The organism is Pseudoxanthomonas wuyuanensis (genome assembly GCF_900215535.1).
GTDB classification, from domain to species: Bacteria; Pseudomonadota; Gammaproteobacteria; order Xanthomonadales; family Xanthomonadaceae; genus Pseudoxanthomonas_A; species Pseudoxanthomonas_A wuyuanensis.
In genome coordinates this window covers 1-12498 of the sequence record NZ_OCND01000004.1, presented here as the reverse complement: position 1 = coordinate 12498, position 12498 = coordinate 1, and the positions used below count along the sequence as shown (strand labels likewise).

The 12498-nt window shown below is 66.8% G+C and carries 10 protein-coding genes; 1 reads left to right on the top strand and 9 read right to left on the bottom strand.

Translation table 11 applies throughout. From position 1 onward, the window contains the following. The first annotated feature begins 95 nt into the window (after positions 1 to 95). Entirely contained in the window at positions 96 to 638 is a 543-nt protein-coding gene (lepB, locus tag CRO39_RS09400; protein ID WP_162125966.1) for a signal peptidase I, read from the top strand. Positions 639 to 744: 106 nt separating this feature from the next. Here the strand turns inward: lepB and CRO39_RS09395 are convergent, their stop codons facing one another. The 9 genes from CRO39_RS09395 to bamA form a co-directional block, all read right to left on the bottom strand. Continuing rightward, positions 745 to 1704: an acetyl-CoA carboxylase carboxyltransferase subunit alpha gene (locus CRO39_RS09395; protein WP_097121660.1), complete on the bottom strand. Its 960-nt coding sequence runs from the start codon at positions 1702 to 1704 to the stop codon at positions 745 to 747. Between the two features lie 270 nt (positions 1705 to 1974). Beyond that, entirely contained in the window at positions 1975 to 5550 is a 3576-nt protein-coding gene (gene dnaE / locus CRO39_RS09390) for a DNA polymerase III subunit alpha (protein ID WP_097121659.1), read from the bottom strand. Between the two features lie 299 nt (positions 5551 to 5849). Then, the gene (locus CRO39_RS09385; protein WP_097121658.1) at positions 5850 to 6287 is read right to left on the bottom strand and encodes a hypothetical protein; all 438 of its coding nucleotides are present in this window, start codon (positions 6285 to 6287) and stop codon (positions 5850 to 5852) included. A gap of 174 nt (positions 6288 to 6461) precedes the next feature. Next, complete coding sequence (gene rnhB, locus CRO39_RS09380) at positions 6462 to 7067, bottom strand: ribonuclease HII (protein ID WP_097121657.1); 606 nt, start codon at positions 7065 to 7067, stop codon at positions 6462 to 6464. Beyond that, complete coding sequence (gene lpxB / locus CRO39_RS09375) at positions 7064 to 8344, bottom strand: lipid-A-disaccharide synthase (RefSeq protein ID WP_097121656.1); 1281 nt, start codon at positions 8342 to 8344, stop codon at positions 7064 to 7066. Before lpxB ends, rnhB begins: the two co-directional genes overlap by 4 nt. Then, entirely contained in the window at positions 8341 to 9129 is a 789-nt protein-coding gene (gene lpxA, locus CRO39_RS09370; RefSeq protein WP_097121655.1) for an acyl-ACP--UDP-N-acetylglucosamine O-acyltransferase, read from the bottom strand. Before lpxA ends, lpxB begins: the two co-directional genes overlap by 4 nt. Next, positions 9126 to 9590 (bottom strand): 3-hydroxyacyl-ACP dehydratase FabZ, encoded by a 465-nt coding sequence (gene fabZ, locus CRO39_RS09365; RefSeq protein ID WP_097121654.1) that lies wholly within the window; start codon positions 9588 to 9590, stop codon positions 9126 to 9128. Before fabZ ends, lpxA begins: the two co-directional genes overlap by 4 nt. Before the next feature lie 2 nt (positions 9591 to 9592). Beyond that, positions 9593 to 10609 (bottom strand): UDP-3-O-(3-hydroxymyristoyl)glucosamine N-acyltransferase, encoded by a 1017-nt coding sequence (gene lpxD / locus CRO39_RS09360; RefSeq protein ID WP_097121653.1) that lies wholly within the window; start codon positions 10607 to 10609, stop codon positions 9593 to 9595. A 167-nt stretch (positions 10610 to 10776) separates the two neighbouring features. Next, positions 10777 to 12498 (bottom strand): outer membrane protein assembly factor BamA (gene bamA, locus CRO39_RS09355; protein ID WP_102047693.1); only part of this gene is annotated, 1722 nt, incomplete at its 5' end.

Sequence of the window (12498 nt, the reverse complement as noted above, 5' to 3'; positions counted from 1 at the left end):
GGATGCTGGCTGCAGCGACATGGTCGCATGACCGGCTCGGTTCGTGCATGCTTGCGCGTCGTTAGACAACCGCGGGCAAGGGGCGCATGGGCGGGATGAGGCGATGGATAGTCAGATTTCTGGTGGCGATGCTGATCGTCATACCGGTGACGATGGTGGCGATCTACATCGTCAATCCCTTCGGCGCCCGTTCGGTCGATCCGCGTCAGCGCATCGTCGGGCTGGGCCTGTACCGTGTGCCTGCCTCCAACATGTCGCCGGGCGCCAGCCCGGGACAGGTCCTGGTGACGCGCGCAGGGTATTACGTCAAGCGGCAGCCGCAGCGCGGCGACGTTGTGACGCTGCTGGTGCCCAAGTACGAAGGCCAGCTCTGGTTGCAGCGGATCATCGGCCTGCCCGGCGAAACCATCGCCATCGTCGACGGTACCGTGCATATCGACGGCCATCCGCTGGAGGAACCCTATGTGGCCGCGGAGAATGTTCGCACGGCCTATTCGCAGGCGATGGACGCGGTCAGGATTCCCGCCGATCACTATTTCCTGCTGGGGGACAATCGCGACAATAGCGAAGACAGCCGGCTGCTCGATCCGACCCGGCGCGAGGATATTACCGGCAAGGTGATAGCGCGCTTGCAATAGCGCGCGCTGATGGATGGCCGCACGCGCAGCCGCTGCCCCTCACGCAGTCCGTTGCGCATTTCCATGCGGGCCAAGCCATCCGGCTTCGCCCCGCGATCCTGTTGCCTCAGGCCGCCTCGTACGCCCCGTAACCGCGCAGGCGCTGGTAGCGTTTCTGCAGCAACTGTTCGATCGGCTGCTGTTCCAGCGCATCCAGTTCGTTGAGCAGCACCGCCTTCAGGCGGGTGGCCATCTGCCTCGGATTGCGATGGGCGCCGCCGATCGGTTCGCGCACCACCTTGTCGACCAGGCCCAGCCCATGCAGGCGCTTGGCGGTCAGGCCCAGCTGCTCGGCCGCGTCCTTGGCCTTGTCGGCCGACTTCCACAGGATCGAAGCGCAGCCCTCGGGCGAAATCACCGAGTACGTGCCGTATTCCAGCATCAGGGTGCGGTCGCCGACGCCAATGGCCAGCGCGCCGCCGGAACCGCCTTCGCCGATCACGGTGCAGATCACCGGGATCTTCAGTTCGGCCATTTCCAGCAGGTTGCGGGCGATGGCTTCGGACTGGCCGCGTTCTTCTGCGCCAACGCCGGGATAGGCGCCCGGCGTGTCGATGAAGGTCAGCAGCGGCAGCTTGAAGCGCTCGGCCATCTTCATCAGCCGCAGCGCCTTGCGGTAACCCTCAGGGCGCGGCATGCCGAAGTTGCGGGCGATCTTGCTCTTGGTGTCGCGGCCCTTCTGGTGGCCGATGATCATCACGCTGCGGCCGTCGATGCGGCCCAGGCCGCCGACGATGGCCTTGTCGTCGGAGAACGCGCGGTCGCCGGCCAGTTCCTGGAATTCGTCGCAGAACACGCGGATATAGTCCAGCGTGTACGGCCGCGCCGGGTGCCGGGCGAGCTGGGAAACCTGCCAAGGGCTCAGATCGCGGAAGATCTGCGCGGTGCGCACCCGCAGCTTGTCCTGCAGCGCATGCACTTCGGCATCGACATTGACCGCCGGGCCGGTGCTGGCATTGCGCAGTTCCTGGATCTTGGCTTCCAGATCGGCGATGGGTTGTTCGAAATCGAGGTAGTTCGGATTCATCAGCGGGCCGTTGGCCGGAAAGCGGGAAGTTTAGCCCACCCGGTGCCACCATACCGAGCGGTGTTGTGGGGTATGGACGGCAGGGCCAGAGGCCAGGGGTCAGAAGCTAAGGCTGAGAACGCCTGGATGCGAAGGCCCTGGCCCTGCGCAGCGCGCATGCCTTCACCCCAAACGGAGAAGGGAAAAGCCTGGCGCTTTCCTGCTCAGCGGCGCTAACCTTCAGTATCAACGGCCGCTGGCCCCCGATCTGAGGCCCTGGCCTCCGGAAAGCTACTGCGCCCAGGGCCTGGCCAGATTGAGCTTGACCGCTTTCACGCCGGGCAGCGCGCGCAGCGCGTCGACCAGCTCGGCGTCCACGCGTACCGACTGCGGGCCATTGAGATCCAGCATGCCGGCGGTGGCGCGGCCGCCGGATGGCAGCACCAGATCCAGCCGCAGTGGCGTGCCGCCAGGGCGGTGGCTGGCCAGCAGGCTGTCCACGCGCTGCCACAGTCCGGGCTCGCGCAGATCCAGCCGCAGCGACAACCGCTGCGCGTGCTGCGCGCACAGCGCGGCATAGTCCCAGCACTGGCGGATGCGCAGGCTGAAGCCGCCGTTGAATTCGTCCTCGCGCAGGCCGCCCTTGACGATCAGGATGCGGTCGCGGGTCAGCAGCGCGCCGAACTCGGCCAGCGCATCGGAGAACACGCTGCACTCGATGCGGCCGCGGCCGTCCTCCAGTTGCACGAACATCTGGCTGTCGCCCTTGCGGCGCACGCCGATGACCTGGCCGGCCAGCAGCGTGGTGACTTCCGGGCGCCAGCCCTTCTTTTCGCCGGCCGGTTGCGCGGCCCAGATCCTGTCCAGCTCGCCCAGATCGCTGCCGACCAGGCTGCGCAGGTCGTCGCGGTACGGATCCATCGGATGGCCGCTGAGGTAGTGGCCCAGCGTTTCGCGCTCGCCATGCAGCTTCTGGCTCAGCGGCCATTCGTCCGTCTCCTGCAGCTCGACGTGGATGTCGTCGTTGCCGCCGCTGGAACCGAACATGTCGACAATACCGGCGTTGCGGTTCCTGCTGAGCTGGTCGATGGCCTTCAGCACTTCAGGCAACTGCAGCGCCAGCGAGGCGCGGTTCCTGCCCAGCGCATCGAGCGCGCCAGCGTTGATCAATGCCTCGAGTGCGCGCTTGTTGAGCTTGGACGAATCCACGCGCTTGCAGAAGTCCAGCAGGTCGGCGAACGCAGCTTGCCCCGGGCCCGCCCCGCCGCTGCGGCGCGCTTCGACGATGGCCTCGCACACGCCCTGGCCTACGCCTTTCACCGCGCCCAGGCCGTAGCGCACGGTGCGCGCGTCGGTGGCGACGAACATGAAGTCCGAATGGTTCACATCCGGCGGCAACACGTCCAGCCCCAGCCCGCGCGCTTCGTCCAGGAAGCCGACCACCTTGTCGGTCTTGTCCATGTCCGAGGACAGCGTGGCGGCCATGAATTCGGCCGGGTAGTGCTTCTTCAGCCAGGCGGTCTGGTAGGCGACCAGCGAGTAGGCGGCGGCGTGCGACTTGTTGAAGCCATAGCCGGCGAACTTCTCCATCAGGTCGAAGATTTCGTCGGCCTTGCGCTGGTCCACGCCGCCCTTGGCCGCGCCCTCGCGGAAGATCTCGCGGTGCTTGGCCATCTCGGCCGGCACTTTCTTGCCCATCGCGCGGCGCAGCAGGTCGGCGCCGCCCAGCGAGTAGCCGCCGACGATCTGCGCCATCTGCATGACCTGCTCCTGGTAGACCATGATGCCGTAGGTCTCCTCCAGCATGGTCCTGGTGCGCGGGTCGGGATACTCGAATTCCTCGCGCCCGTGCTTGCGCTCGACGAACGAGGGAATCATGTCCATCGGTCCCGGGCGGTACAACGCGTTCAGCGCGATCAGGTCCTCGAAGCGATCAGGCTTGGCTTCCTTCAGCGCGCGGCGCATGCCCGAGGATTCGAACTGGAACACCGATCCGGTGTTGCCGTTGGCGAACACGTCGCGGTAGACGCTGGCATCGTCCAGCGGGATGGCGGCGATGTCCACCGGCGGCAACCCGGCGCGCGCGTGGCGCTGGTTGATCGCCTTCACCGCCCAGTCGATGATGGTCAGCGTGCGCAGGCCCAGGAAGTCGAACTTGACCAGGCCTACCGCTTCCACGTCGTCCTTGTCGAACTGGGTGACCGGCGATTTGCCGCGGCCGCCTTCGTCGTGTTCGGCGTATAGCGGGCAGAAGTCCGACAGCGGCGATGGCGCGATCACCACGCCGCCTGCGTGCTTGCCGGCGTTGCGGGTCAGGTCTTCCAACTGCCGCGCCAGATCGATCAGGTCGCGGACATCGTCTTCGCTGTTGTAGCGTTCGATCAGTTCCTGCGATGCGGCCTCGCTGTTGCCTTCGCCCATCGCGTCCTTCAGCGACACGCCCAGGATGTTGGGAATCAGCTTGGCGACGCCGTCGACCAGTCCGTACGGATAGCCCAGCACGCGTCCGGTATCGCGCACCACCGCCTTGGCCGCCATGGTGCCGTAGGTGATGATCTGGCTGACGCGGTCGCGGCCGTACTTGGCGGCGACGTACTCGATGACTTCATCGCGCCGGTCCATGCAGAAGTCGATGTCGAAGTCGGGCATCGACACGCGTTCGGGATTCAGGAAGCGCTCGAACAGCAGGCCGTAAGGCAGCGGGTCCAGGTCGGTGATCTGCAGCGCCCACGCCACCAGCGAGCCGGCACCGGAGCCGCGGCCCGGACCGATCGGAATGCCATGGTTCTTGCCCCACTGGATGAAGTCGGCCACGATCAGGAAGTAGCCGGGAAACCCCATCTTGCAGATGGTGTCCAGCTCGAAGTCCAGCCGCTTCTGGTAGTCCTCGCGCGTGTGCCCAGGCGCCAGCGGGTTCTTGTCCAGCCGCGCTTCCAGGCCGGCATGCGACTGGCTGCGTATCCAGCTGTCCAGCGTTTCGTTGCTGGGTACCGGGTAGGCGGGCAGCGCGTATTCGCCCAGCTTCAGTTCGATGTTGCAGCGTTGCGCCAGCGCCAGCGTGTTGTCGATGGCATCGGGCACGTCGGCGAACAGTTCGGCCATCTGTTCGGCCGATTTCATGTACTGCTCGGCGCTGTAGTCGCGCGGGCGCTTGGGGTCGTCCAGCACGCGGCCGGAGGAGATGCACACGCGCGCTTCGTGCGCATCGAAGCCGGACGGATCCAGGAAGCGCACGTCGTTGCTGGCGATGACCGGCAGTCCGCGCGATGCCGACGCGTGCAGCGCGAAGGCGTTGAATGCTTCCTCGCCGTCGCGCTGGGTGCGGGTCAACTCCAGATGCAGGTTTTCGCCGAAGATGCGCTGCCAGTCGGCCAGGTGCTGTTCGGCCAGCTCGTGGCGTCCGCCCAGCGCCAGCCGGCCGGCGTAGCTGTTGCGGCCGACGATGGCGAACAGGCCTTCATGATCGGCGCGCAGCCATTCCGGATCGATGGCGACGCCATCGGTGCGGTGGCCTTCCATCCAGGCGCGGGTCAGCAGCCGCGACAGCGACAGATAGCCGGTATTGTCGCGGCACAGCAGGGTCAGCGGCCATGGCGCATCTCCGCCTTCGGCGACGCTGACATCGGCGCCGGCGATCGGTTTGACGCCGACGGTTTCGGCGGCCTTGTAGAACTTGACCAGCGCGAACAGGTTGTTGCGGTCGGTCACCGCCAGCGCCGGCTGCCGCAGTTCCACCGCGCGGCTGAGCAGGTTGGGCTGCTTGGCTTTCTTCGGGTCGGCCTGATCCGGCTTCTCGGGGACGCGGATGATCGAATCCGCCAACGAGAACTCGGTGTGCAGGTGAAGGTGAACGAAACGGGGAGACATGCCGACTCGGATAGCTGTTCCGGCAGGTTAACGGCCGGGGTGGGGCGGGGCAAGGCTTGACATCGCCACGCCTCCGGCGGCGGCTGGTACTACCGTGTTATGCCCTTTCCCTTGCGCCGCAGGGGAGGGCGGGGGAAGGGGGCTTTTGACTTTCGCCGTCGGTGCGCTCTACAGCGAAGAGCACCCCTCCCCGACCCTCCCCCTTTGCTGCGCGAAAGGGAGGGGGTAGAACAGACCGGCGCGCGCGCTGGGCGCCGCCACCTCCCGCCTGGCTGCAGGCGACAGACGTCGAACAGGGTCTAATGGATGCGGAACATCGGTACTGCTTCGGGTACGTAGCTGCCGTCGCGGACGCGGCGATGGTGGGCTTCCAGTGCGGCTTCGGCGACGCGGGACGCGTGCCAGTCGGCGCGGGTGAAGCGGAAATCGGTATCGCCGCAGCCGCGCAGGCGGGCTTCCAGATGGCGTAGCCGGCGGAAGTCGAGATAGCGCTCCAGTTCATGCGCCAGCAGCGCCCAGTCGCTTTCGCACGGGCCGGTTTCCGTACTGCTGGCGGCGACGGACAGGTGGCCCATCAGCGCATGCAGGCGCTCGCGGACAGGCGGTTCGCAGTTCCATTGGGCATCGGCCAGCAGGCTGCGCAGCAACTGGCAGCGCTCGTCGGCGCCGCCGGCCGGCGTTGCGGAAGCGCCGAATGCCGGCGGCGCGGCGCTCTTGGGGGACAGGGAAGCGGACATCGTGCACCTCACAGCATCGGGGGATGGACATCGTCGCCAGCGCGACGTTCCACAGCATGCCCGCCGCAACGCTGCAGGGCATCTGCGGGAAGTCGCCGTGACCATGGGCATGGTTGCGGCAGGCGCGCAGGCGGAACCGTCGCGCTGCGGCGGCCGCCCCGTCGCTGCCCGGGTTTACGCCGGCGTCAGCGCCAAGCGCACTGGCGCAAAGCTGCGCCGGTGCTGCGGGCAGGGGCCGTGCTGCGTCAGCGCGGCCAGATGCGCCGGCGTGGAATACCCCTTGTGGTGGTCGAACCCGTATTGCGGCCAGCGGGCGTGCAACTGGCGCATGTGCCGGTCGCGCGCCACCTTGGCCAGTATCGAGGCGGCCATGATGGCCTGGTCCAGCGCATCGCCGCCGATCAGCGTTTCGAAGGCGCAGGGCAGCCGCTTGGGCGCGCGGTTGCCGTCGATGCGCGCCAGCTCAGGGCTGGGCCGCAGCGCGCACAGGGCGCGGCGCATGCCTTCCATCGTGGCCTGCAGGATGTTGATGCGGTCGATTTCCTCCACATCCACAAACTCGATGCGCCACGCCAGTGCGCGCTCGACTATCAGCGGATACAGCGCTTCCCGCTTGGCTTCGCTGAGCTTCTTGGAATCGTCCAGTCCGTCGATGGGCCGCTCCGGGTCAAGGATCACCGCCGCCACCGACACCGGCCCGGCCAAAGGCCCGCGGCCGGCCTCGTCGACGCCCGCGATCAGGCGGTACTGCGGAAACGGGAACAGCGCATCGGCTTTCATTGCGGTTTGATTTGCGGATGCGCCGGCAGCAGGTCCGCAACCGCGTCGGCAGCCCGCGCCGAGGCGTCCTGGCGCAGACGCTGGTGCAGTTCCTGATAGCGCGGCTGCAGCGCGGCCACCGCCTGCGGGTGCTGGAACCAGCGCAGCACCTCGCCGGCGAGGTGCTCGGCGGTGCAATCGTCCTGCATCAGCTCCGGCACTAGATCCGCGTCGGCCAGCACGTTCGGCAGCGCATAGCGCCGGGTCTTCAGCAAGCCAAGCGTGGTGACGATGCGGTAGGTCAGCGGCGAAATACGGTAGCCGACCACCATCGGCCGCTTGGCCAGCATCGCTTCCAGGGTGGCGGTCCCGGAAGCCAGCATCACCACATCGCTGGCGATCATGGCTGCACGCGCCTGGCCATCCAGAAGCCGGTAGCCATCCTCCGGCAGTCCGGAGGCGGCAAGCAGCGCTTCCAGCGCCTGGCGGCAGCGGGCGTCTGCTGCGGGAATGACCAGGCGCAGGCGCGGTACCTGTCCGGCCACCTGGCGGGCGGCTTCGAAGAACGCCGGCGCCAGCCGCTGGATTTCGCCCTGGCGGCTGCCCGGCAATACCGCCAGCACCGGGGCGTCCTCGGGCAGGCCGAGCGATTGCCGGGCCGCGCGCCGATCCGGCTGCAGCGCGATTTCGTCGGCCATCGGATGGCCGACGAAACGGGCGTCGATGCCGTGGCGGATATAGATCGGCGGCTCCATCGGGAACAGGCACAGCACGATGTCGGCGCTGGCGCCGATTTTCTGAGCGCGCTTTTCCCGCCATGCCCATACCGACGGACTGACGTAATGCGCGGTGCGCACGCCGCGCTGTTTCAGCCAGCGCTCCACGCCCAGATTGAAATCCGGCGCGTCGATGCCGATGAAGACATCCGGTTGCCACGCCAGCACCCGTTGGCGGAATTCCTTGCGCAGCTTCAGCAGCCGCGGCAGATGCTGCAGCACTTCGACCAGCCCCATCACCGCCAGCTCGCCGGCATCGAACCAGGTATCGCAGCCGGCGGCGCGCATCGCATCGCCGCCGATGCCGGCGAATTCCGCGTTGGGGTAGCGCTTGCGCAGCTCGGCGATCAGGCCGGCGCCGAGACCGTCGCCGGATGCCTCGCCGGCGGCCAGCGCGATGCGTGGCGTGCGCGAGAGGGGAGCGGAAAATGGGGCATGGGGAATGGAGGAAGCGAAAGGCGCAGGCTGTGGCGAACCGCCCTGGCCATTGCCGCTTCCCGCTTCCCGGATTCCTGCATTCATCGCTGCAGCGGCCGTTCGCCGGTTTCGATGAACTGCAGCAGCGCACGCACGTCGTCGCTGGACTGCGCCTGTTCGGACAACTGCTGCTTGGCTTCGGCCAGCGGCAGTCCGGCCATGTACAGCGTGCGGTAGGCGCGTTTGATGGCGCTGATGCGCGCGGCATCGAAGCCGCGCCGCTTCAGGCCTTCGCTGTTGATGCCGCGCGGACGCCCCGTAGGGTCGCCGGCCATCATCGTGAATGGCGGCACATCGCCGGACAGCAGCACGCCCATGCCGATGAAGGCATGGGCGCCGATCCGGCAAAACTGGTGCGCGCCGGAGAAGCCGCTGGTGATCACCCAGTCCTCGACCGTGACGTGCCCGGCCAGCGTGGTGTTGTTGGAGAACACGCAGTGGTTGCCGACGATGCAGTCGTGCGCCACATGCGTATAGGCCAGCAGCATGTTGTCGCTGCCGACGCGGGTGATGCCGCCGCCGCCGCCGGTGCCGCGATTGACGGTGACGAACTCGCGGATCTGGTTGCGATCGCCGATGACCAGCTCGACCCGCTCGCCCTTGAACTTCTTGTCCTGCGGGTCGCCGCCGATGGCCGCATGGCCGACGATGCGATTGTCGCTGCCGATGCGGGTCGGCCCGGTAACGCTGCAATGCGGGCCGATGATCGTGCCGTCGCCGATCTCGACTTCCGGCCCGATGTAGCTGAGGGCGCCGATACGCACATTCGCGCCCAGTTTCGCTCCCGGGTCGACGACCGCGCTGGGGTGGATGGCCGGGCCCATGCTCATGCGTCCGGCTTCGGCGTTTCCGCGCACAGCACTTCGGCGCTGGCGACCTCGTTGCCATCCACCTTGGCCACGCAGGTGTACAGGGTCATGTTGCGGATCACGCGCTTGATGCCTACATGCAGTTCCAGCACGTCGCCCGGCACGACCATCCGGGAAAAGCGCACGTTGTCGACCTTGACCAGGTAGAACAGGCGATCGCTGCTGCACAGCCCGCGCGAAATCTGGGTCAGCACGCCGCCGGCCTGCGCCAGCGCCTCGATCACCAGCACGCCCGGCATCACCGGATGGCCGGGAAAGTGGCCCTGGAAGAACGGCTCGTTGATGGTGACGTTCTTGTGCGCGACGATGCGCTTGTGCGCCTCGAACTCGACCACCTTGTCCACCAGCAGAAACGGATAGCGGTGCGGCAGCACCTTCTGGATGGCGGCGAAGTCGATGGTCGGGTTTGCGGTTTCGGTCATGTTTATTCCTTGTCCGCCGCCAGCACACGGCGGGCGAGCGTATCGAGTTGCTTGAAACGGGCGGCGTTCTTGCGCCAGGTACGGTTGTCGGTCAATGGCGTTCCGGAGGAATACTCGCCGGGTTCGGTGATCGAGCCGGTCACCAGCGACATCGCGGTGACGACCACCTTGTCGCAGACTTCCAGATGTCCCAGCACGCCGGCGCCGCCGCCAATCAGGCAGTAGCGCCCGATTCTTGCGCTGCCGGCCGCGGCGCTGCAGCCGGCCATCGCCGAATGCGCGCCGATATGCACGTTGTGGCCGATCTGGATCTGGTTGTCCAGGCGCACGTCCTCCTCGAGAACGGTGTCTTCCAGCGCGCCGCGGTCGATGGTGGTGTTGGCGCCGATTTCGCAATCGTCGCCGATGCTGACTCCGCCAAGCTGCGGCACCTTCAGCCAGCGCCCGCCGTCCATCGCCAGTCCGAATCCGTCCGCGCCCAGCACCGCACCGGGATGGATCAGCACGCGCTGCCCCAGCCGCACGCGCTTGACCAGGGTGACGCGCGCGATCAGCTCGCTGCCGGCGCCGACCACGCAGTCTTCGCCGATGACGCAGCCAGGGCCGATGACGCAGCCATCCTCGACAACGCTGTTGGCGCCGATCGACACGAACGGCCCGACATGGGCGCCTGCTGCAACCCGCGCGCTGGGATCGATCGCTGCGCTGGCATGCACGCCGGCGGCGCGGACCGGGCGCGCATCGAACAGCGACGCGATCTTCGCGAACGCGGCATAGGGATCCTTGGCGATCAGCACGGTACCTGGCGCGGCGTCTGCGTCGGCTTCGCGCAGTACCACCACGCTGGCCCGGCTGGCGGCCAGTTGCGGGCGGTAACGGGAATTGGCCAGGAACGCGAGCTGGCCGTCTTCTGCGCGCGCCAGCGTGGCGACGCCGCCGATACGCACCCCGCCGTCCCCGTGCAGGGCCAGCGAAAAACGTTCGGCAAGTTCGGCGGCGGTAAACGAGGTAGCCGTCATGTGGCGGCGGAGCCTATTGCAGTGCGGTCGACAGGCCCTAGTGTACCGCCTGGACGATTCCATTCGCTCCAGCATGGTGGGCCGGAAACGCGACAGGCCACCGGAGTGGCCTGTCGCAAGCGTTGCCGCCGCGAGAGAGCGGGCAGAGCGGGGCTGTGGACTGGTTCCTAGAAACCGCCGCCGAAGGTGAACTGCAGGCGCTCGATCTCGTCCTGGTCCTGCTTGCGGATCGGGAACGCGTAGCTGATCGAGATCGGACCGACCGGTGCGCGCCACAACAGCGCCACGCCGGCGGAGGCGCGCAGTTCGCTGGTCTCGAAGTTGTCGATACCGTCGAACACGTTGCCGAAATCGACGAACGCCGATACGCGCGCGGCCGGGCTGTCGAACAGCTTCGGGAAGATCATTTCGACCGAACCGGTGGTCTTCAGCGAACCGCCCAGCGGCTGGCCGCGGAAGCCGGAGATGACTTCCGAGCGCGGGCCCAGCGTGTTGTCGCGGAAGCCGCGCACCGAGCGCGTGCCGCCGGCATAGAAATTCTCGAAGAACGGCAGGCCGTCAGCGGTCAGGGTCCTGACCAGGCTCGAGCCCGGCGCGCATGGCGTGCCCTCGGCGGCGGCCAGCGCCATCGGGATCTGCGGATCCGAACCATTGACCTGGCAGATATTGCGCACCTGTTCCGAACCATAGCTGTCGCCATAACCCAGTTCGGCACGGGTGTTGAGCACCAGCGCCGGGCTGAGGCTCCAGTACTTGGAAAACTCGTAGTTGAGCTTGTAGTACTCCACGGTGGAACCGGGCAGCGCAATTTCGGCCGAGATGCGCTGGTACAGGCCACCGGTGGGCATGAAGAAATGGTTGCGGGTATCGCGCGCCCAGCCCACTTCGGTACGCCAGGTGTGGAAGGTGCGCTGGCCGACGGCGTCGATGTAGTCGATGATCGATTGCGGGGTCGAACCGCGGAAAGTCAGGATCTCGTTGCTGTCGAGGCCGAACAGCAGCGACACCGTGTCGGTTTCGGTGATCGGCAGGCCCAGCACGCCCTGCGCAGCGGCGCTGGTGCTGGAATACTGGGCGGTGTTGAAGTCCGAATAATCGAACTCGCGCCACCACAGGTTGTAGCCCAGCGACATGCCCTCGTCGGTGAAGAACGGGTTCATGAACGAAAACGAATAGCGCTGCAGGTAGTCGCTGCGCTGCGCTTCCACCGACACCCGGTTGCCGCCGCCCAGGAAGTTGTTCTGCGACAGTTGGATCGAAGTGGTCAGGCCGGAGAGCTGCGAGTAGCCCAGGCCGAACACGAAGCTGCCGGAGGTGGTTTCCTTGACGTTGTAGACCACGTCGACCTGGTCGTTGGTGCCGGGGACGGCAGGGGTTTCGACATCGACGGTTTCGAAATAGCCCAGCCGCTGCAGGCGAATCTTGGAACGGTCGATGGCCGCCTGCGAGTACCAGGCGCCTTCGAACTGGCGCATCTCCCGGCGCAGCACCTCGTCGGAAGTGCGCGCATTGCCCTTGAACACGATGCGGCGCACGTTCACGCGCGGGCCGGGCACGACCTGGAAGTTGATGCCCACGGTGCGCTTTTCGCGGTCTACGGTCGGAATCGGATTGACCTGGGCGAAGGCATGGCCGATGTTGCCCAGGGTGGCGGTGATGGTGTCGGCGGTCAGTTCCAGCAGCACCCGCGAGAAGGTCTGCTCGGGCTTGACGATGACCAGCTTCTCGATTTCCTCTTTCGGCAGCACGGTGTCGCCGCTGACCTTCACGTCCGAGATGGTGTACTGCTCGCCCTCGGTGACCCCGGCGGTGATGAACATGTCGCGCTTGTCGGGGCTGATGGCCACCTGGGTCGAGTCGATGCTGAAGTCGACGTAGCCGCGGTCCAG